The 23,433-nt window shown below is 44.2% G+C and carries 8 protein-coding genes and 1 pseudogene; all 9 read left to right on the top strand.

All coding sequences use genetic code 11. The features are described 5' to 3' along the window. Window positions 1-105 precede the first annotated feature (105 nt). The gene (locus ACGEDC_RS15450) at window positions 106-978 is read left to right on the top strand and encodes a transcriptional regulator (protein WP_394494274.1); all 873 of its coding nucleotides are present in this window, start codon (window positions 106-108) and stop codon (window positions 976-978) included. Continuing rightward, on the top strand, window positions 975-9,365 hold the full coding sequence (locus ACGEDC_RS15445) for a phosphopantetheine-binding protein (RefSeq protein ID WP_394494272.1): 8,391 nt from the start codon (window positions 975-977) through the stop codon (window positions 9,363-9,365). Before ACGEDC_RS15450 ends, ACGEDC_RS15445 begins: the two co-directional genes overlap by 4 nt. Beyond that, window positions 9,362-11,641, top strand: coding sequence for a PfaB family protein (locus ACGEDC_RS15440; RefSeq protein WP_394494270.1), 2,280 nt, complete (start codon window positions 9,362-9,364; stop codon window positions 11,639-11,641). Before ACGEDC_RS15445 ends, ACGEDC_RS15440 begins: the two co-directional genes overlap by 4 nt. A 79-nt stretch (window positions 11,642-11,720) precedes the next feature. Continuing rightward, a pseudogene (locus tag ACGEDC_RS15435) lies at window positions 11,721-12,841 on the top strand (polyketide synthase); the annotation flags it as partial. 6 nt (window positions 12,842-12,847) lie between these two features. Beyond that, window positions 12,848-17,692: a beta-ketoacyl synthase N-terminal-like domain-containing protein gene (locus ACGEDC_RS15430; protein WP_394498370.1), complete on the top strand. Its 4,845-nt coding sequence runs from the start codon at window positions 12,848-12,850 to the stop codon at window positions 17,690-17,692. A gap of 10 nt (window positions 17,693-17,702) precedes the next feature. Further along, a complete protein-coding gene (pfaD, locus tag ACGEDC_RS15425; protein ID WP_065109125.1) occupies window positions 17,703-19,331 on the top strand; it encodes an eicosapentaenoate synthase subunit PfaD in 1,629 nt (542 codons plus the stop codon). Between the two features lie 48 nt (window positions 19,332-19,379). After that, complete coding sequence (locus ACGEDC_RS15420; protein WP_394494266.1) at window positions 19,380-19,637, top strand: hypothetical protein; 258 nt, start codon at window positions 19,380-19,382, stop codon at window positions 19,635-19,637. Between the two features lie 299 nt (window positions 19,638-19,936). Continuing rightward, window positions 19,937-21,418 (top strand): CotH kinase family protein, encoded by a 1,482-nt coding sequence (locus ACGEDC_RS15415; RefSeq protein WP_394494264.1) that lies wholly within the window; start codon window positions 19,937-19,939, stop codon window positions 21,416-21,418. A 212-nt stretch (window positions 21,419-21,630) separates the two neighbouring features. Further along, complete coding sequence (locus ACGEDC_RS15410; protein ID WP_192022400.1) at window positions 21,631-23,205, top strand: methyl-accepting chemotaxis protein; 1,575 nt, start codon at window positions 21,631-21,633, stop codon at window positions 23,203-23,205. Window positions 23,206-23,433: the final 228 nt, after the last annotated feature.

The raw sequence follows: 23,433 nt of genomic DNA, 5'->3' as shown, positions 1-23,433 counted from the left end.
TGCTAAAACGCTAATTTTGAAGATGAACAAACGTTAATCTTCACGTTTTTATACCGAGTCCCAACAGATTGTACGGAGTATTCATCGAACTATGGCAGTCCTGAAATGACCGCAAATAGAAAAGCTCACGCTGTAACTCAAACAGCCGCTAAGAAAGCCACATCAGAAACCGATGTTGCGATGGCCCCTGTTCGCCATCGCAATGCAACAACGACTCCTGAAATGCGTCAATTTATTCAGACTTCTGATTTCAGTGTTAGTCAATTGGCTAAGATTCTTAATATCTCGGAAGCCACTGTCAGAAAGTGGCGCAAGCGCGACTCAATCAGTGATACGCCCAATACTCCACATCATTTGAAAACCACTCTTTCATCAATGGAAGAATACGTGGTTGTGGGACTTCGTTATCAATTAAAAATGTCACTGGATAGATTGCTTCACGTCACACAACAATTTATCAACCCTAACGTCTCTCGCTCTGGTTTAGCCCGATGTTTAAAGCGCTACGGCATATCAAAACTAGATGAATTTGAAAGCCCTCATGTGCCTGAGCGTTATTTTAATCAGCTGCCTATTGTTCAGGGTACAGATGTAGCGACTTATACGCTGAACCCTGAAACGCTCGCTAAAACCCTTGCATTACCTGAAGCGACACCAGATAACGTTGTACAGGTTGTATCGTTAACGATTCCACCTCAACTCACTCAAGCTGACAGTTATTCCATTTTGCTCGGTGTCGACTTTGCAACCGACTGGGTGTATCTCGACATATATCAAGACAATCACACACAAGCGACAAATCGTTATATCGCTTATGTGTTAAAGCACGGCCCGTTTCATTTACGTAAGTTATTAGTCAAAAATTACCACACCTTTTTAGCCCGCTTTCCTGGCGCAACAGTTTTACAATCTACGGAAGCGGCAAACCAAAAAAATAAATCAGCTAAGGATCAGCTGAACACTGGAGACTCAAAATGAGCCAAGCCCCTACAAATCCTGAGACCTCATCTCAAGATAATAACGAGTCGCAAGATACAAGACTGAATAAACGTCTTAAAGACATGCCTATTGCCATTGTCGGCATGGCCAGTATCTTTGCCAACTCTCGTTACCTGAATAAGTTTTGGGACTTAATCAGCGAAAAAATTGATGCTATTACCGAAGTACCTGATACCCACTGGCGCGCTGAAGATTACTTTGATGCTGACAAGAGCACGCCAGACAAGAGCTACTGTAAACGCGGTGGTTTTATCCCTGAAGTGGACTTTAACCCAATGGAATTTGGCCTGCCGCCAAATATCCTAGAACTGACTGATACTTCGCAATTACTATCGTTAGTGATTGCCAAAGAAGTGCTTGCTGATGCGGGCGTCACCTCTGAGTACGATACCGATAAGATTGGTATTACGCTGGGTGTGGGTGGTGGTCAAAAGATCAATGCAAGCTTAACAGCGCGCCTGCAATATCCTGTATTAAAGAAAGTATTTAAGAGCAGTGGTCTAAGTGATGCTGACAGCGATATGTTGATCAAAAAGTTCCAAGATCAATACATTCACTGGGAAGAAAACTCATTCCCAGGCTCACTAGGTAATGTTATTGCTGGTCGTATTGCTAACCGCTTTGACTTAGGCGGCATGAACTGTGTGGTTGATGCGGCCTGTGCAGGTTCACTTGCAGCAATGCGTATGGCGTTAACCGAACTGGTTGAAGGCCGCAGCGAAATGATGATCACTGGTGGCGTATGTACCGATAACTCGCCATCGATGTACATGAGTTTTTCAAAAACCCCAGCGTTTACCACCAATGAAACGATTCAGCCATTTGATATCGACTCAAAAGGCATGATGATTGGTGAAGGCATTGGCATGGTGGCATTAAAACGTCTTGAAGATGCTGAGCGTGACGGTGACCGTATTTACTCAGTCATTAAAGGGGTCGGCGCTTCATCTGATGGTAAGTTCAAATCAATTTATGCACCTCGACCTGAAGGCCAAGCTAAAGCGCTGAAGCGTGCTTATGATGACGCCGGCTTTGCACCTGAAACCGTTGGCTTAATTGAAGCTCACGGAACAGGCACTGCAGCGGGTGATGTGGCAGAATTTAATGGTCTTAAATCTGTATTTGGTGAGAATGACTCAACCAAGCAACACATTGCTTTAGGTTCAGTTAAGTCACAAGTGGGCCATACTAAATCAACTGCGGGAACCGCGGGTGTGATTAAAGCGGCGTTAGCACTGCATCATAAAGTGCTGCCGCCAACCATCAACGTCTCTAAGCCTAACCCTAAGCTTAATGTTGAGGATTCACCGTTTTTCATTAACACTGAAACTCGCCCTTGGATGCCTCGCCCTGATGGCACACCACGCCGAGCGGGTATAAGTTCGTTCGGTTTTGGTGGCACAAACTTCCACTTAGTATTAGAAGAATACAGCCCAGAGCACAGCCGTGATGAGAAATATCGTCAGCGCCAAGTAGCACAAAGCTTATTGATTAGAGCTGACAATAAAGCTGAGCTCATTGCAGAAATCAACAAGCTTAACGCTGACATCAGCGCGCTTAAAGGCACAGATAACAGCAGCATCGAACAAGCTGAACTTGCCCGCATTGCTAAACTATATGCTGTTCGCACTTTAGATACTTCAGCAGCTCGTTTGGGTCTTGTGGTCTCAAGCCTTAATGAATTAACCACCCAACTTGGTTTATCGTTAAAGCAGCTAAGTAACGACGCTGAAGCATGGCAACTACCATCAGGTACGAGCTATCGCTCATCTGCGCTCATCACGATTAATGCAAACCAAAAGACGACTAAAGGTAAAAAAGCGGCTAACACACCGAAAGTAGCAGCATTATTTGCAGGTCAAGGTTCTCAGTACGTCAACATGGGGATTGATGTTGCTTGTCACTTCCCTGAAATGCGCCAGCAATTAGTCAAAGCCGACAAGGTATTTGCAAGCTTTGATAAAACGCCATTATCGCAAGTGATGTTCCCAATTCCAGCCTTTGAAAAAGCTGATAAAGATGCACAAGCAGCTTTACTCACCCGCACTGATAACGCGCAAAGCGCCATTGGTGTGGTGAGCATGAGTCAATATCAACTGTTCACACAATCAGGTTTTAGCGCAGATATGTTTGCAGGTCACAGCTTTGGTGAACTGTCAGCATTATGTGCTGCAGGTGTAATTTCAAATGATGATTACTACCAATTATCATTTGCTCGTGGTGCTTCAATGGCAGCATCAGCAGTTGATAAAGATGGCAATGAATTAGATAAAGGCACGATGTACGCCATTATCTTGCCAGCTAATGAAAATGATGCAGCAAATAGCGATAACATCGCTAAATTAGAAAGCTGCATTAGCGAGTTTGAAGGCGTTAAGGTGGCTAACTACAACTCAGCCACTCAGCTTGTTATTGCTGGCCCAACACAAAGCTGCGCCGATGCAGCTAAAGCCATTGCTGCTTTAGGCTTTAAAGCTATCGCGCTACCTGTTTCTGGCGCCTTCCATACACCACTTGTGGGACATGCGCAAAAGCCATTTGCTAAAGCCATTGATAAAGCTAAGTTCACGGCGAGCAAAGTCGACCTGTTCTCAAATGCCACTGGTGACAAACACTCAAGTGACGCTAAATCAATTAAAGCCGCATTCAAACAACATATGCTGCAATCAGTGCGCTTTACTGATCAGCTGAACAATATGTACGATGCGGGAGCGCGCGTATTTGTCGAGTTCGGCCCTAAGAACATTCTGCAAAAACTGGTTGAAGCGACCCTAGGTAATAAAGCTGAAGCGGTATCCGTTATCAGTATCAATCCAAACCCTAAGGGCAACAGTGATGTGCAACTTCGTGTTGCAGCTATGCAACTTAGCGTTTTAGGTGCGCCACTCTCAAGCATTGACCCTTATCAAGCTGAAATCGCAGCTCCTGCGGTACCAAAAGGCATGAACGTTAAACTCAATGCAACCAACCACATCAGTGCACCTACTCGTGCCAAGATGGAAAAATCATTAGCAACAGGCCAAGTAACCTCTCAAGTTGTCGAAACAATTGTTGAGAAAGTTATCGAAAAACCTGTTGAAAAAGTAGTAGAGAAGATCGTGGAAAAAGAAGTCATTAAAACTGAATATATTGAAGTTGCCACATCTGGCGCAACAACAGTGTCTAACGTTGCGCCTCAAGCAATAGCACCTCATGCATCAGCTCAGGCTGCTCCTGCTTCAGGCAGTTTAGAAGCGTTCTTTAATACACAGCAACAAGCCGCTGAACTGCATCAACAATTCTTGGCCATTCCACAACAATACGGTGACACCTTTACTCACTTGATGGCAGAGCAAAGTAAAATGGTTGCTGCAGGCCAAGCCATTCCTGAAAGCTTGCAACGCTCGATTGAGTTATTCCATCAGCATCAAGCGCAAACGCTGCAAAGTCACACCCTGTTTTTAGAGCAGCAAGCTCAGGCAAGCCAAAATGCATTAAACATGCTTACGGGTCAAACACCTGTTACAGCTCCTGTTGTTAACGCACCAATTGTTAATTCACCAGTAGTTGAAGCGGTGAAAGTAGCACCTCCTGTACAAACTCCTGTCGTAAACACGCCAGTAGTAAAGGCCACACCTGTAGCTCAACCTGCTGCGATGGCCGCTCCAACCCCACCTGTAGAACCAATTAAAGCACCTGCTCCTGTAGCCGCTCCTGTAGTAACAGATTCTGCAGTAACTGCTCCTGCTGGCTTAAGCGCAGGAACAGTTCAGAGCGCGCAAACAGCCCTGAGCCCGCAAACACCCCTGAGCTCACAAAAAGTTCTGGATACTATGTTAGAAGTGGTTGCTGAAAAAACCGGTTACCCAACTGAAATGCTTGAATTAAGCATGGATATGGAAGCAGACTTAGGCATCGATTCAATTAAACGTGTTGAAATCTTAGGTACTGTTCAAGACGAGCTGCCAACACTGCCAGAGTTAAGCCCTGAAGATTTAGCCGAGTGTCGTACATTGGGCGAAATCGTTGACTATATGGGTAGTAAACTACCGGCCGCAGGCGCTAAACTTCCTGCAAGTGCCGCTGAAGGCTCTCAGCTAACAGCAGCAGGTTCTGCCCCAGTTGCGTCACCAGTTCAGTCTTCGGCTTCAGCACCAGGCCTTAGCGCTGAAACAGTTCTGAATACCATGCTAGAAGTCGTTGCAGAAAAAACAGGTTACCCAACTGAAATGCTTGAACTAAGCATGGATATGGAAGCGGATTTAGGCATCGATTCAATTAAACGTGTTGAGATCTTAGGTACTGTTCAAGACGAACTGCCAACACTGCCAGAGTTAAGCCCTGAAGATTTAGCCGAGTGTCGCACTCTTGGTGAAATCGTTGACTACATGAACTCTAAGCTACCCGCTGCTGGTTCTGCCCCAGTTGCATCACCAGTTCAGTCTGCGGCTCCGGTATCTGGTCTTAGCGCTGAAACAGTTTTGAATACCATGCTAGAAGTCGTTGCTGAAAAGACTGGTTACCCTACTGAAATGCTTGAACTAAGCATGGATATGGAAGCGGATTTAGGTATCGATTCAATTAAACGTGTTGAAATTTTAGGTACTGTTCAAGACGAACTGCCAACACTGCCTGAACTCAGTCCTGAAGATTTAGCTGAGTGTCGTACTCTTGGTGAAATCGTATCTTATATGAACTCTAAGTTACCAGCTGAAGGCTCTAAACTACCCGCCGCAGGCGCTATGAACAGCACAGCCGTTGTAGCTCCAGTTGCTCAAGCTTCTGGTTTAAGTGCACAAACAGCCCTGAGCGCAGAGCAAGTTCAAAACACTATGATGACTGTGGTTGCTGAAAAAACCGGCTACCCAACTGAAATGCTTGAGTTAAGCATGGATATGGAAGCAGATTTAGGCATCGATTCAATCAAGCGTGTTGAAATTTTAGGTACAGTTCAAGACGAATTACCAACACTACCAGAGCTAAGTCCTGAAGATTTAGCTGAGTGTCGTACACTTGGTGAAATCGTTAGCTATATGAACTCTAAGCTACCAGCTGAAGGCTCTAAACTTCCTACAAGCGCCGCTAAAGGCACTCAAACACAGGCCGCCGCAGGCGCTGCTGCACCTGTAACACAAGCATCTGGTTTAAGCGCACAAGAAGTTCAAAGCACTATGATGACAGTGGTTGCTGAGAAGACCGGTTACCCGACTGAAATGCTTGAATTAAGCATGGATATGGAAGCGGATTTAGGCATCGATTCAATCAAGCGAGTTGAGATCTTAGGTACAGTTCAAGATGAACTTCCGACGCTACCAGAACTTAACCCAGAAGATTTAGCTGAGTGTCGTACACTAGGTGAAATCGTATCTTATATGGGGAGTAAACTACCCGCCGAAGGCGCTAATACACAGGCCGCAGCAGGCGCTTCTCAAGTAGCAACGGGGTTAAGTGCGCAAGAAGTTCAAAGCACCATGATGACTGTGGTTGCTGAAAAAACCGGTTACCCAACTGAAATGCTTGAATTGAGCATGGATATGGAAGCGGATTTAGGCATCGATTCAATCAAGCGTGTTGAAATTTTAGGGACGGTTCAAGACGAGCTTCCGGGCTTACCTGAATTAAATCCTGAAGATTTAGCAGAGTGTCGCACCCTAGGCGAAATCGTATCTTATATGGGCGCTAAACTGCCAGCCGAAGGCGCTATGAACAAAAAGCAAGCGAGCGTTGAAACTCAATCTGCACCCGCAGCAGAGTTAGCAACTGACTTACCTCCTCATCAGGAAGTTGCGCTAAAAAAGCTACCAGCGGCGGATAAGTTAGTTGACGGTTTTTCAAAAGACGCCTGTATCGTTATCAATGATGACGGCCATAACGCAGGTGTTTTAGCTGAAAAATTAGTAGCAACAGGCCTAACCGTCGCCGTTATTCGTAGCCCTGAGTCAGTGACATCTGCGCAATCACCACTTAGCAGTGATATTGCCAGCTTCACTTTATCTGCGGTCAATGACGACGCGATTAGCGATGTCATTGCTCAAATTAGCAAGCAGCATAAGGTCGCCGGTTTTGTTCACCTGCAACCTCAACTAACAGCACAAGGAGCTTTGCCTTTAAGTGATGCTGGTTTTGTAGCTGTAGAACAAGCTTTCTTGATGGCTAAACACCTACAGAAACCATTTGCTGAGCTAGCAAAAACTGAGCGTGTCAGCTTTATGACTGTCAGCCGCATCGATGGTGGCTTTGGTTACTTAAACACGGCTGAACTTGCCAAAGCAGAGCTAAACCAAGCTGCATTATCAGGTTTAACTAAAACATTAGGTCATGAGTGGCCAACTGTGTTCTGTAGAGCAGTGGATATTACCCCAAGCTTTGAAGCTGTCGAGTTAGCACAAGCCGTTATTGCAGAGTTATTTGATGTTGATACAGCAACAGCTGAAGTGGGTATTAGCGACCAGGGTCGTCATACCTTATCAGCTACCACTGCTGCTCAAACCCGTTACCAAACCACATCATTAAACAATGAAGATACAGTGCTGGTGACTGGCGGAGCGAAAGGCGTCACATTTGAATGTGCCCTTACCCTTGCCAAGCAAACTCAGTCACACTTTATCTTAGCGGGTCGCAGTGAGCACTTAGCGGGTGATTTACCAACTTGGGCAAAGAGTGTCATAGCGGCTGCGCCTAACGTTAGTGAAGTAAACACAAGTCAGTTAAAAGCTGCTGCGATTGGTTTTATTCAATCTCAAGGTAAAAAGCCAACACCTAAGCAAATTGATGCCTTAGTATGGCCGATTACCAGCAGTCTAGAAATTGATCGTTCATTAGCAGCATTTAAAGCTGTCGGTGCAAGTGCTGAATACATCAGCATGGATGTCAGCTCAGATGCCGCCATCAAACAATCTCTTGCAGGTGTTAAACCGATTACAGGTATCATTCATGGTGCAGGTGTACTCGCTGATAAACACATTCAAGACAAAACCTTAGCTGAGTTAGGCCGTGTATATGGCACTAAAGTATCGGGCTTTGCTGGCATCATCAATGCAATTGATGCAAGCAAGTTAAAACTGGTTGCTATGTTCTCATCAGCAGCAGGCTTCTATGGCAATACAGGCCAAAGTGACTACTCAATGTCTAATGAGATCCTCAACAAGACAGCACTTCAACTTGCAGCAAACCACCCGCAAGCAAAAGTCATGAGCTTTAACTGGGGCCCTTGGGATGGCGGAATGGTCAGTTCAGCATTGAAGAAAATGTTTGTTGAGCGCGGCGTATACGTGATTCCACTAGATAAAGGCGCAAACTTGTTTGCTCACAGTCTATTGTCTGAGTCGGGCGTACAGCTATTAATTGGCTCAAGTATGCAGGGTTCAAGCTCAGCAGATAAAACAGGCGCAGCTGTAAAAAAGCTTAATGCGGACTCTTCGCTTAATGCCGAGGGTTCGCTGATTCTTTCTTTAAATAATGCTGCAAGTCACCGTGTTGTGAGTAACACGGTGAGTGTTGAACGAGTACTAGACCCTGTTGCTATGCCCTTCCTTGAAGATCATTGCATTGCGGGTAATCCAGTACTGCCAACAGTATGCGCTATACAATGGATGCGTGAAACTGCGCAGCAACTGTGTGGCCTGCCTGTGACTGTTCAAGATTATAAATTGCTGAAAGGCATTATTTTCGAGACTAAAGAGCCGCAAGTATTAACGCTGACATTGACGCAAACTGAATCAGGCTTAAAAGCACTGATTGCGAGTCGTATGCATCGCGATCCAGTGGATAGCTTGCTAAGACCTCAGTATCAAGCAAACCTTGTGATCAATGAAGCCGTCATTAACGGTCAAGCTTTAACAACACAGCCAACTATCGTTGCGGATGCACAACAGTTGGCAAGTGCAGGTAAAGTGATTAGCACTGACAGCGAACTTTATTCAAACGGTAGCTTATTTCATGGACCACGCCTGCAAGGCATCAAGCAAGTCTTGATTGCTGATGACACGCAACTGGTTTGCAACGTGGAATTACCACAAATTAGTTCCGCAGATTGCGCAGGCTTTGCGCCTAATCTGTCCATAGGTGGCAGCCAAGCATTTGCTGAAGATTTGCTACTGCAAGCCATGTTAGTGTGGGCACGAATTAACCATGATTCTGCAAGCTTACCGTCGACTATTGGTAAGTTAACCACTTATGCACCATTTGCATCAGGCGATAAAGGTTACTTGGTGTTATCTGTGCTTAAGAGTACCAGCCGCTCATTAACGGCTGATATTGCACTTTATCATCAAGATGGTCGCTTGAGTTGCACTATGAGCAGTGCAAAAACAACAATTAGCAAACGCTTAAATGAGGCATTTCTTGCCCCTGCAAAAGCAATTGCTGACTTGCAGGAGTCTGTGTGAGCATTCAACTGACTGCAAAAACGGCTGCAATCAATAGTATGCGTATAGCCTTAAAACTGGTCGCGAATGATCAAACATCACTCGCACCAGCACAAAATGCTGATGACATATTTGCAGCCATAAAACCGTGTTCATTAGCGCAGGTCATTGGCGAGTCTGCCATTGACCTTGAAATTGATGTATCAAGCTTAGATGCAGGCATAGATAACCTTGCTACAGCAAGCCAACAAACGCTTAGCTTTAGTGATTATTTTGCCCAAGCGATTGCCCATATTGAGCAGCAACATACTGTGTTACTGAGCCATCCAGCAATACCGTATCGAGTATTGATGATGCCAGCGATTGTTGCAGCTAAGCATCGCTGTCATCCCCATGCCTTTTTAACGGGTTTGGGAGAAGCTGATGATATGCAATGCGCTATGCAAAACGCTTTAGCACAAGCTAAACGTGAGCACATTACTCCTACCTTGGTCGATGTCACTGAGTTAACTTGTTATAAAGACAAGTTTACTCAGCTTGTCATGTTGATAAGCCGTATTGCTGCGCGTCGTTTACCTGACACTACATTGCCTACTGTCACTAGTGACAAGCTGGGCAATAGCAATCAAGCCAATGCCAAATATTGGTTTACCCAAATGCACCAAAACCGTGTTGCTAGCTTTAACTTTACAGAAAATGGCAAGCAGCATGCTGCCGTTTTTGTTCAAGGTACTGAACTGGCACAGGCCAGCTCGATGCTTGATGAAAACAGACTATTCTTCCCCTTAGCAGCCAATACATCTGCTTGCATGCTCCAATCTTTGCATGAGCTATTAGTGGCGCTCAATAGACTTAATCAGCAACAGAGCAATCAGTTAGACAGCCAGCGGCTTCTAAACAAGCCTAGCCATGTTATCTCTTTAATGCTCAATTACTTAAAGACATTTGATCAAACCAAACCCTTGTCTGCAGTTATCATGGCCAACTCTGTAGTCACTGCAATCGCAGAAATTGAGGCCATGTTAGCCAAAATCAGTACAGCAAGTGATGACACCTCTGGATCGATAAATGAACTTGAGTACAAAACACCTTCGGGTAGTTGTTTAACCATCACTCAGCATGAAGCGCTTGGTCGCAGCGGCCTGTGTTTTGTGTATCCGGGTGTGGGTACGGTTTATCCGCAAATGTTTGCACAACTGCCACAGTACTTCCCCGCTCTGTTTGCTCAACTTGAACGTGATGGCGATGTAAAAGCCATGCTTCAAGCTGATTGTATTTATGCAGAAAATGCCAAAACCTCAGACATGAGTTTAGGCGAGCTTGCTATTGCTGGGGTTGGCGCAAGTTATATCTTAACCAAAGTGCTTACCGAACACTTTGCCATTAAGCCTCATTTTGCAATGGGCTACTCTATGGGTGAAGCATCAATGTGGGCCAGCCTTAATGTCTGGAAAACGCCTCACAATATGATTGAAGCCACTCAAACTAATAGTATTTTCACCTCTGATATTTCAGGCCGACTTGACTGCGTCCGTCAAGCATGGCAACTCGAACACGGTGAAGATATTGTTTGGAATAGCTTTGTTGTGCGTGCTGCGCCGACTGAAATAAAAGCCGTGCTTGCCGATTACCCTCGCGCATATTTAGCGATTATACAGGGTGATACCTGTGTATTAGCGGGTTGTGAGCAAAGCTGTAAAGCCTTATTGAAACAAATCGGTAAACGTGGCATTGCAGCAAATCGTGTCACAGCCATGCACACGCAACCCGCCATGCTTATTCGTGATAATGTTCAAGCGTTTTATCAGCAAGCTTTGCACGACCAAGATGTGCTTAATGCACAAGCAAGTAGCATCAAATTCATTAGTGCTGCGAGTCAAATACCTATTTCATTGACCAGTCAGGACATCGCCAATTCCATTGCAGATACATTTTGTCAGCCACTGAACTTCACTAAACTGGTGAATAATGCTCGTCATTTAGGTGCACGTTTGTTTGTTGAAATTGGCGCAGATAGGCAAACCAGTACCTTGATAGATAAAATTGCCCGTACTGCAGCTAATACCGATTCACATTTAAACGCGCCACTGTCAGCCATTGCAATCAATGCCAAAGGTGATGATCAAACAGCACTGCTTAAATGTATCGCTCAGCTTATCTCGCACAAAGTGCCTTTATCTCTACAATATCTAACTGAGAATTTATCCCATTTGTTGACCGCTAGCATTGCTCGCGAAAACCGTCAGCAAAGCCAAACCGCTCAGTTAGCTCCACAATTAGAAGGAGAACAATCTTGAGTTCTCAATCAAATGTTCCCAAGATTGCCATTGTTGGTTTAGCAACTCAGTATCCCGATGCGGATACGCCCGCTAAATTTTGGCAAAACTTATTAGTCAAAAAGACTCTCGAAGCACAATTAGCAGCCAAAAGCTCAATGCAAACCCAGCTGACTATCAAGGTGTGCAAGGTGAGTCTGACCGTTTTTATTGTGATAAAGGCGGCTACATTCAAAACTTCAGTTTTGATGCCAATGGCTATCGTATTCCAGCTGCGCAGTTTAATGGTCTTGACGACAGTTTTTTATGGGCAACAGACACAGCGCGTAAAGCACTCAATGATGCTGGTGTGGATATCACTAACAGTCAAGATAATGCGATATTAAATCGCACTGGTATTGTCATGGGTACCTTGTCGTTCCCAACGGCAAAATCTAACGAATTGTTTGTGCCGATTTATCACAGCGCCGTTGAAAAAGCGCTACAAGATAAGCTACAACAACCAAGTTTCACATTGCAGCCATTTGATAGTGAAGGATTTAGCGAGCAAACAACGCCAGCCTCTTTGTCTAACGGCGCCATTGCTCACAATGCATCAAAACTAGTGGCCGACGCTCTAGGCTTAGGTGCTGCCCAATTAAGCCTTGATGCTGCTTGTGCAAGCTCGGTTTACTCATTAAAACTTGCCTGTGATTACCTACATACAGGCAAAGCTGACATGATGCTTGCTGGTGCAGTCTCTGGCGCTGACCCATTCTTTATTAATATGGGTTTTTCCATTTTCCATGCCTACCCTGACCATGGTATTTCAGCGCCTTTTGATAGCAATTCAAAAGGGCTATTTGCCGGTGAAGGCGCTGGTGTTTTAGTGCTAAAACGCCTTGAAGATGCTGAGCGCGATGGCGATCATATCTATGCCCTAGTGAGCGGTATCGGGTTATCAAATGACGGCAAAGGCCAATTTGTATTAAGCCCAAACAGTGATGGCCAAGTTAAAGCGTTCGAGCGTGCTTACGCCGATGCTACCATGCACGATGAAAACTTTGGCCCAGATAACATTGAGGTGATTGAATGTCACGCCACAGGCACTCCTTTGGGAGATAAAGTGGAGTTGACTTCAATGGAGCGCTTTTTAGCGACAAACTCAAAGGCAGTAACACGCCACTGATTGGCTCAGCTAAGTCGAATTTAGGCCACTTGCTCACCGCTGCGGGTATGCCAGGGATCATGAAAATGATTTTTGCAATGCGCCAAGGCATGTTGCCACCCAGTATCAATATTAGTTCGCCAATTACATCACCAAATCAGATGTTTGGCCCTGCTACATTACCTAATGATGTATTGCCATGGCCTGATAAAGCGGGCAATCGTGCTCGTCATGCTGGTGTATCAGTATTCGGCTTTGGTGGTTGTAATGCCCATTTATTGATTGAGTCATATCACGGACAAACTTCAACAGCTCCAGCAGCTAATACCATTAATGCACAGTTGCCTATGCATATTACTGGCATGGCATCTCACTTTGGGCCGCTGAATAATATTAACCGCTTTGCCAATGCAATAAATCAGCAACAAACGGCCTTTACTCCGCTACCGGCAAAACGCTGGAAAGGCTTAGATAAACATCCTGAGTTATTGCAACAGCTTGGTTTGGCGCAAACACCGCCAACAGGCGCTTATATTGATCAGTTTGATTTTGACTTCTTGCGTTTTAAAGTGCCACCTAATGAAGACGACCGCCTGATCTCGCAGCAGTTATTGTTGATGAAAGTTGCAGACGAAGCGATTCATGATGCCAAACTTGCATCTGGCAGCAAGGTTGCTGTTCTGGTTGCGATGGAAACCGAGCTTGAACTGCATCAATTCCGTGGGCGAGTTAATTTGCATACTCAAATCGCAGCCAGCTTAAATGCGCACGGTGTCAGCCTATCTGACGATGAGTACCAAGCCCTCGAAACCCTTGCGATGGACAGTGTTTTAGATGCGGCCAAGCTGAATCAATACACTAGCTTTATTGGTAATATTATGGCGTCGCGGATCTCATCGTTATGGGACTTTAATGGCCCAGCCTTTACGATTTCAGCAGGCGAGCAGTCGGTAAACCGTTGTATTGATGTGGCGCAAAACCTATTGGCTATGGAGTCACGTCAAGAGCCGCTAGATGCCGTGATCATCGCAGCAGTTGATTTATCTGGCAGTATTGAAAATATCGTCCTGAAAACGGCAAGCCTCGCTAAAACAGGTCAACAACTTCCCCTCGGTATTGGTGAAGGTGCGGGTGCAATAGTACTGCAGTTTGCCGACCAAACAGCCACAGACTCTGAGCCACTGGATTTAATTCATCAAGCACTTGGTGCTGTGGACACACCATCTGTGGCAATATCAGGCTCAACAGAACTAAGCAGCAGTGATTCCCTCAACAGCCACGGGCCGTTAAACAGCTACGCTACAATCAACAGTTTATCATTTGGTCACATCAGCCAACTTGAAGCCATCAGTGATGAATTACTCACCCCAGTGGGCTTATCGACAAGTAATATCGGCATGCTAGAGCTAAACCAAGCTCCAGACTTAACCCATATTGATTCAGCACAAGCGCTATCACAACTTTATAGTCAGTCAGCAACAACTCAAGCCAAATCATGTATCGGCCATACTTTTGCCGCTTCAGGAATGGCAAGCTTGCTGCACGGACTGCTCATTCAAAAACAAGATGCGCATTCAGACCAAACGGTTCAACCCTTAAATACCATTGTCGCCACACTCAGTGAGAACCAGTGTTCACAGCTACTGATGAGTCAAACTGCTGAACAGACCTCGGCTTTAAACAGTCGAGTTAATACTGATATTGGGCAGCAAACCACTAAGAAACTGAGCCTTGTTAAACAAGTGAGCTTAGGTGGACGTGACATTTATCAACATATTGTCGATACGCCACTCGCTGACATTGACAATATTCGCGCTAAAACGGCAAATCTTATCCCTGCCGCAACCAATACAACGACGAACATGCTTGAGCGAGGTCAGTTTGTGTCACCACAACAAGCTCCTTTAGCACCAATGTTCGACAAGAATAACGCTATGACAACAGAGACTTCTATGCCGTTTTCAGATCGTTCTACCCAGTTTAATCCTGCTCCTAAAGCTGCAGCGCCTAATGCCAAAGATAGTGCCAAAGCTAATGCCAACGTGACGACCACAAACTTCACAGCAGCAAACCAAGTGCCACCAGCACATTTAACGGCTTTCGAGCAAAATCAATGGTTAGCCCATAAAGCGCAATTAGCATTTTTAAACAGCCGTGAACAAGGTTTAAAAGTGGCTGATGCACTCTTAAAACAACAGCTTGCTCAAACCAATGGGCAACCCCAAAGTGGTTTCACCCAACCTATGCCAGCAGCTAGTGCGACAGTGCAAGCTGCAAATGTATTAGCGCAGCCACTGGCATCACAAGCCCCTGTTAAGCGTCCAAATCATGCCTGTGTGCCACCTTACACAGCGCCGACTCCTGCTGATAAGCCATGTATTTGGAACTACGCTGATTTAGTAGAATATGCCGAAGGTGATATTGCCAAAGTATTCGGCCCTGATTACGCTGTGATTGATAACTACTCGCGCCGTGTTCGCCTACCGACCACTGATTATTTGCTGGTATCTCGCGTGACTAAACTCGATGCGACCATGAATCAATATAAGCCGTGCAGCATGACAACAGAGTACGACATCCCTGAAGATGCGCCGTATCTTGTCGATGGTCAAATTCCATGGGCGGTCGCCGTTGAATCAGGGCAATGTGATTTAATGTTAATCAGCTACTTAGGGATTGATTTTGAAAACAAAGGTGAACGTGTTTATCGCTTACTTGACTGTACCTTAACCTTCTTAGATGACTTACCACGCGGCGGTGACACACTGCGCTACGACATCAAGATTAATAACTTCGCTAAGAATGGCGACACCTTACTATTCTTCTTCTCGTATGAGTGTTTTGTTGGCGACAAGATGATTCTGAAAATGGATGGCGGTTGTGCAGGCTTCTTTACCGACCAAGAATTGGATGACGGTAAAGGCGTTATTCGCACCGACGATGAGATTAAGCTGCGTGAAACTGCGCTAAACAATCCTAATAAGCCTCGCTTTGAGCCATTATTGCATTGCGCCCAAACTGAGTTTGATTATGGTCAAATTCATCATTTGTTAAATGCAGATATTGGTGGCTGTTTTGCGGGTGAACATCACAACCATCAGCAAGCTTCAGGTAAGCAAGATTCACTGTGTTTTGCTTCTGAAAAGTTCTTGATGATTGAGCAAGTAGGCAACCTTGATGTTCATGGCGGCGCATGGGGCTTAGGCTTTATTGAAGGTCATAAGCAACTGGCACCTGACCATTGGTATTTCCCATGTCACTTTAAAGGTGACCAAGTCATGGCGGGTTCATTAATGGCTGAAGGTTGTGGTCAATTACTGCAATTCTTTATGCTGCACATTGGTATGCACACGCTCGTTGAAAATGGCCGTTTCCAACCACTTGAAAATGCTTCACAAAAAGTGCGTTGTCGTGGTCAAGTTCTGCCGCAGCACGGTGAACTGACTTACCGGATGGAAATCACTGAAATTGGCATTCACCCTCGCCCATATGCCAAAGCGAATATTGATATTTTGCTTAACGGTAAAGCGGTTGTCGACTTCCAAAACTTAGGTGTCATGATCAAAGAAGAAAGCGAATGTACGCGCTACCTTAATGATACACCCGCTGTCGATGCCTCAGCTGAACGAGTTAAGTCAGCAACCAATAATATTCTATACCCAGCGGCTTCAACCAATGCGCCACTCATGGCTCAACTGCCTGATTTGAATGCCCCAACGAATAAAGGCGTTATCCCACTGCAACATGTTGAAGCACCGATAATTCCAGATTATCCAAATCGTACTCCTGATACCCTGCCATTCACGGCGTATCACATGTTCGAATTTGCCACTGGCAATATTGAAAACTGCTTTGGGCCAGACTTTAGTATTTACCGTGGTTTCATTCCACCGCGCACACCATGTGGCGACTTACAGCTAACGACTCGTATTGTTGATATTCAAGGTAAACGTGGCGAATTGAAAAAGCCGTCATCGTGTATCGCTGAATATGAAGTGCCAACCGATGCGTGGTATTTTGCTAAAAATAGCCATGCATCAGTGATGCCTTATTCAGTGTTGATGGAAATTTCACTGCAACCAAACGGCTTTATTTCAGGCTACATGGGCACAACCCTTGGCTTCCCAGGGCAAGAGCTATTCTTCCGTAACCTTGATGGTAGCGGTGAATTATTGCGTGACGTTGATTTACGCGGTAAAACCATTGTCAATGATTCTAAGCTGTTATCTACCGTTATTGCCGGAAGTAACATCATCCAAAGCTTTAGCTTTGACTTAAGTGTTGATGGCGAGCCTTTCTATACTGGTAGCGCTGTATTTGGCTACTTTAAAGGTGATGCACTTAAAAACCAGTTAGGTATTGATAATGGCCGTATTACTCAGCCTTGGCATGTTGAAAATAACGTAGCGGCTGATATCACCGTCGATTTGCTTGATAAGCAGTCTCGCGTATTCCATGCACCGACAAACCAGCCACATTATCGTTTAGCGGGCGGTCAACTTAACTTTATCGACAAAGCTGAAATCGTTGATAAAGGTGGTAAAAATGGTTTAGGTTACTTGTCTGCCTCACGCACCATTGACCCAAGTGATTGGTTCTTCCAATTCCACTTCCATCAAGATCCTGTCATGCCAGGTTCATTAGGCGTTGAAGCCATTATCGAGTTAATGCAAACTTATGCCATCAGCAAAGACTTAGGTAAAGGTTTCACTAACCCGAAATTTGGCCAGATTTTATCTGACATCAAATGGAAGTACCGTGGCCAAATTAACCCATTAAATAAGCAAATGTCGTTAGATGTGCACATCAGTGCAGTCAAAGATGAAAACGGCAAACGCATCATCGTAGGCGATGCCAACCTGAGCAAAGACGGGTTACGCATATACGAAGTAAAAGATATCGCTATCTGTATCGAAGAGGCATAAAGGAATAATAATGACTATTAGCACTCAAAACGAAAAGCTTTCTCCATGGCCTTGGCAAGTTGCGCCAAGTGATGCCAGCTTTGACACTGCCACTATCGGTAATAAATTAAAAGAACTCACTCAAGCTTGTTATTTAGTGAGTCACCCAGAAAAAGGCTTAGGTATTTCTCAAAATGCCCAAGTGGTTACAGAAAGTATTAGCAGTAGCCAAGATCTGCCTGTTAGTGCATTTGCCCCAGCATTAGGTACCCAAAGTTTAGGTGACAGTAACTTCCGCCGTGTTCATGGTGTTAAATACGCTTATTATGCTGGTGCCATGGCTAACGGTATTTCATCAGAAGAGCTCGTTATCGCACTGGGTCAAGCGGGCATTTTATGCTCGTTCGGCGCAGCCGGACTCATTCCATCTCGTGTTGAACAAGCCATTAATCGCATTCAAGCAGCATTGCCAAATGGCCCATACATGTTTAATTTAATTCACAGCCCAAGTGAACCAGCGCTAGAGCGTGGCAGTGTTGAGCTGTTTTTAAAACATAAAGTGCGCACGGTTGAAGCATCAGCATTTTTGGGTTTAACCCCGCAAATTGTCTATTACCGCGCAGCAGGTTTAAGTCGTGATAGCCAAGGTGAAATCGTTATCGCCAACAAGGTTATTGCTAAAGTAAGTCGCACAGAAGTGGCGAGTAAGTTTATGCAACCAGCTCCCGCTAAAATGCTGCAAAAACTGGTTGATGAAGGCTTAATCACCCCAGAGCAAATGGCGCTCGCCCAATTAGTGCCAATGGCTGATGACGTGACAGCAGAAGCCGATTCTGGCGGCCATACTGATAACCGTCCATTAGTGACCTTATTGCCAACTATTTTAGCGCTTAAAGATAAAATCCAAGCCGAGTACCAATACAAAACCCCTATTCGTGTCGGTTGTGGCGGCGGTGTCGGCACCCCTGATGCAGCACTTGCAACCTTTAATATGGGCGCTGCGTATATTGTGACAGGCTCAATTAACCAAGCTTGTGTTGAAGCGGGTGCCAGTGAACACACGCGTAAACTACTTGCTACGACTGAAATGGCCGATGTCACCATGGCGCCTGCTGCTGATATGTTCGAGATGGGCGTTAAGCTACAAGTGGTAAAACGTGGCACCTTATTCCCAATGCGTGCTAATAAACTTTATGAGATTTATACCCGTTATGAGTCGATTGAAGCCATCCCTGCCGAAGAACGTGAAAAACTTGAAAAGCAAGTCTTCCGCTCGACCCTTGATGACATTTGGGCAGGCACAGTGGCGCATTTTAATGAACGCGATCCAAAACAAATCGAGCGCGCAGAAGGTAACCCTAAGCGTAAAATGGCGCTTATCTTCCGTTGGTACTTAGGTTTATCAAGCCGTTGGTCTAATTCTGGTGAAGCTGGCCGTGAGATGGATTATCAAATTTGGGCCGGTCCAGCACTTGGGGCCTTCAACGAATGGGCAAAAGGCAGCTATTTAGATGATTATACCCAGCGAAATGCGGTAGACTTAGCAAAACACTTGATGCACGGCGCAGCTTATCAAGCGCGTGTAAACTTACTTACCGCTCAAGGTGTGGCACTGCCTGTTGAATTACAGCGTTGGAGCCCGCTTGATCAGGTTAAGTAAGCCTGCCAAACGTCATCAAGCTAAGTCATTTGGATATAGGTAGCGGTAATGAGCGAAACACAAAAACTTGATTTTTCAGTGGTTAATGACACAACACTTGAGTCGTTCAACCAACAAAAAAATCTGATTAAACGCATGCTAAAAGGCAATAGCGCAACATGTGCTGAATGTAACAAGCCACTAACGCTGCAATTACCGCCCAATACTAAAAATGCCAAACCTGCCGAAAAAGCACCTGGGATATACTGCGCAAAAGGCTGCACAGATATTGAACTGGATATGGAAGCAGTGGCACTTTTAAAGTAATACGATGAAATAACCCATAGATTATTTCATCATTACCATTTAAAAAAGGCATCGAAAGATGCCTTTTTTATGGCAATTAATTGACCACTTTATCAAGTGGCGACTTACCTAATCACTCACCAAATAAGTTATTTAGAATTGAGAGTTTAGGGAATGCTGTTACTGATACGGTTCAAATTAGGTAATTAAAATATACTTCATTGCTTCACGGTTCCTGCACGGTTTCTGCATTTTAATCACATAACATTAAAAACTCATATTAGCCATTATCAACTACGGGTTAACTTAGGAGTTTACTTATGTTCAGTCCCCTTCTCTATTCACTTTTTAAAACGGGATGTAAACCATTTCGGCAACTATTAATTATACCGCTTACTAGCTTATGCCTATTAACTGCTTGTGATAGTTCTGATGAAACCAGTAGCGAAGAGACTGTAATAACAGTACCTGACACTGAAATTGAAACACCGGTTGAGGAGTATAGCGACACTGATTTTGAAGCAAGCGATTGGACCGATGATACCCATAGCAAAAGTGCAGATGCCAACTTTGATGAAGTGTTTGCTGACAATGAAGTAAAACGCCTTGATGTGGTGGTCACTGAAGATCGCTGGACCATCATGCTTAACGATATGACTGATACTTATGGCACTTTTGGTACAACGACGAATTCAAACAATCTTGTAGATACAGATGACAACCCCATTATGGTACCAGCTGATATTTATTACGAAGGCAAACAGTGGTATCGAGTTGGTATCCGTTTTAAGGGTAACTCATCACTACAAACCAGTTGGCAACAAGGCGTACTCAAGTTGTCTTTTAAGTTAGATTTTGATGAGTTTGAAGACTACTACCCGCAAATTGACAATCAACGATTTTATGGCTTTAAAAAGTTAAGTCTTAAAAATAATTACGATGATGAATCACAGTTACGTGAAAAGGTCGCCGCCGATGTATTTAAAGATGCAGGTTTAGCCGTCTCTCACACCGCTTTTTATACTTTATATATCGACCATGGTGATGGCCCTGAATACTTTGGCTTATATACCCTTGTGGAAGAAGTCGATGACACGGTAATTGATACTCAATTTAATAGTGATGATGGTAACTTATACAAGCCTGAGGATGATGGCGCGACCTTTATTGAAGGATCTTTCAGTGAAGACAGTTTTGAAAAGAAAACCAATGAAGATGATGAAGATTGGTCAGATATTTTAGCTTTATTCGACGCATTACATGATGATACTGCAACTTCCGATCCTGTTACTTGGCGTGAAAACCTTGAAGCTATATTTGATGTTGATGTGTTCTTGAAATATCTCGCAGTGAATGGCGTAATTCAAAACTGGGATACTTACGGATTAATGCCCCATAATTATTATCTTTACAACGATCCAGACACAAACAAACTAACTTGGATCCCATGGGATAATAATGAGGCATTACAGACGGGTAAAATGGGCGGCGCACTAGAACTTGATTTCTCTGATTTAGACTCAAATTCTTGGCCATTAATAGCCAAAATCTATGCTGATGACACTTATCGACAACGCTATAACCAGTATTTATCTGACGTTATTAGCAATAGCTATGAAACCAATAAGATGCAGGCAATTTATGACAGTTACTCAGCATTAATAGAGCCTTATGCCACAACAGAGTTAACAGGTTACTCATTTTTAGAGTCTGCAAATGACTTTTATCAAGCAGTTGATGATTTATCTGAACATGCTGAAAGTCGAACAGACGCCGTAATCGATTACTTAAACACGCAATAGGTTGTAGATTTTTTCTGTCATTTTTACCGACGCAATGAAAACGAAAGCAGCACTGGCTACTTTCGTTTTTGTACCTATCAATGCAAAACCGTTTACTAGCGCACACTTTTTTATTAAAAAATAACACCTTAACAAGTCATTGACCTAAATCAAACATATTGTGACAAAGCTGAGGCACTATGCCTCTTTATTTTTTAGTTTGGTTATTTCCAATGAGTGATATCAAGGCAAACAATATAGAGCAACCGCTGACGGACGAGTGCATTTTACTTTCTACCACTGATTTGAATGGTAATATCAAATACGCCAATCAAGCCTTTGCAGATATCTCTGAGTTCACGACAGATGAACTGCACGGAAAACCACACAATATTGTTCGTCACCCTGATATGCCTAAAGCAGCTTTTGAATCCTTATGGCAACGGGTCAAAGATGGAAAACCTTGGTTTGGTATCGTTAAAAATAAAAGCAAAACAGGTAAGTATTATTGGGTTAATGCCTATATATCGCCAGTCTTTGAAAACGGCAAAATGCATGAACTACAGTCTGTTCGACGTAAACCTTGTCGTGAACACATCAATTCTGCTGAAAAAATTTACAAACAGTTAAATCAAGGTAAAGCCCCCAGAGAAACCACAGCACCACTGCTTAGCTTTACGGGGTCACTTTGTCTTTGGGCAACCGTTATTTCTTTGATAGGGGTAGTATCTTCGCTCTTCATGCCAACTTTGGTCGCCGCTTTTTTCATTCCATTAATGGCTGGATTTGTCATGTATTACTTAACGAGGCCGTTAAAAGAACTTGAAAATAAGGCCACAAAAATTATCGACGACCCAATTGCTTGCGGGATTTTTTCATCAAGTCAGCATGAGTTGGGCAAAATTGAATTAGCCTTAAACTACTTAGTCACTGAAATGGGTGGTGTTGTCGGCAGGATGGCAGATTCAGCCACCTCCATTAGCGAAGAAAGCCAGCAGCTTAATCAAACTATATCGACCACTCGTGAACGGGTTAAAGAACAAACACACCAAACCCGTCAGGCCGCAACAGCAATGGAGCAAATGACGGCAAGCTTCACTGAAGTTAATCAAAATACCCGTAATACAGCACAAGAAATCACCACCAGCCAAGAGGCTGCTAGTAAAGGTCACGATAGTATGGACAAAGTAGTCAATGCAATTGGCGAGCTTAGAAAAGAAGTGGTTCATTTCTCAACGGTGGTCAATACAATTGAAAAAGACAGCCAATCAATCGCATCGGTCCTAGGAGAGATTAAAGGCATCGCAGAACAAACGAATTTATTAGCGTTAAATGCTGCCATTGAAGCGGCTCGAGCAGGTGAGTCTGGCCGTGGGTTTGCCGTTGTGGCGGACGAAGTTAGGCAATTATCAATTCGCACCAGTGATTCCACATCAGAAATTGAACACATAGTCACGAACTTTCAAAAAACCACAAAGGAAGCGACTCAAGCAATGGAGTCAGGTCAATTGCAGGCCGATTTATCAGTATCCTTAGCAGAAGAAGCGGATGACACTTTTGCTCAGCTCCTTAACTCAATTAATCGCATACACGAAATGGCTGAGCTTAACTCTTCAGCCATGAACCAACAAACAGCGGTCGCAGAAGAAATTAGCCAATCTATTTTACAGATAGATGAGATTTCAAACCTGACCTTAATTCAAACCGATGACACCCAAAACAAATGTGAACAAATGAGCCGACTAGCCAATAAAACTCGTCATTTATCGAGACAATTTTGGACGCAAACAATCGAACGCACCAAATAAATACCTCCAATATTACCCAAAGCGTCATAACCCACATGTTGATTATGACGCAATCTTGCTCAACACTGATTAACTTCCCAATGTATGTAGATGACGAGAGATTTAGCGGCTGATTGACTATTGCGCCCTCTTTCTGGTTGTCATTTTTTCCTGTTGTGACAGTTTATTTTTTGATAAGACTTTTTAATTTTAAAAATGCCCTAATATCATATATACAGTTAACGTTAA

This window comes from Shewanella sp. ENK2, from assembly GCF_043568515.1.
In the GTDB taxonomy this organism is placed as follows: domain Bacteria; phylum Pseudomonadota; class Gammaproteobacteria; order Enterobacterales; family Shewanellaceae; genus Shewanella; species Shewanella japonica.
Note: the sequence above shows the minus strand (reverse complement) of the source record. Positions and strands in the feature narration are given on the sequence as shown.

Excerpts from the sequence above, each read along its gene's own strand:
- ACGEDC_RS15450 (WP_394494274.1), top strand. The coding sequence starts at position 106 with ATGACCGCAAATAGAAAAGCTCACGCTGTAACTCAAACAGCCGCTAAG.
- ACGEDC_RS15445 (WP_394494272.1), top strand. The coding sequence starts at position 975 with ATGAGCCAAGCCCCTACAAATCCTGAGACCTCATCTCAAGATAATAAC.
- ACGEDC_RS15430 (WP_394498370.1), top strand. The coding sequence starts at position 12,848 with ATGAAAATGATTTTTGCAATGCGCCAAGGCATGTTGCCACCCAGTATC.
- pfaD (WP_065109125.1), top strand. The coding sequence starts at position 17,703 with ATGACTATTAGCACTCAAAACGAAAAGCTTTCTCCATGGCCTTGGCAA.
- ACGEDC_RS15420 (WP_394494266.1), top strand. The coding sequence starts at position 19,380 with ATGAGCGAAACACAAAAACTTGATTTTTCAGTGGTTAATGACACAACA.
- ACGEDC_RS15415 (WP_394494264.1), top strand. The coding sequence starts at position 19,937 with ATGTTCAGTCCCCTTCTCTATTCACTTTTTAAAACGGGATGTAAACCA.
- ACGEDC_RS15410 (WP_192022400.1), top strand. The coding sequence starts at position 21,631 with ATGAGTGATATCAAGGCAAACAATATAGAGCAACCGCTGACGGACGAG.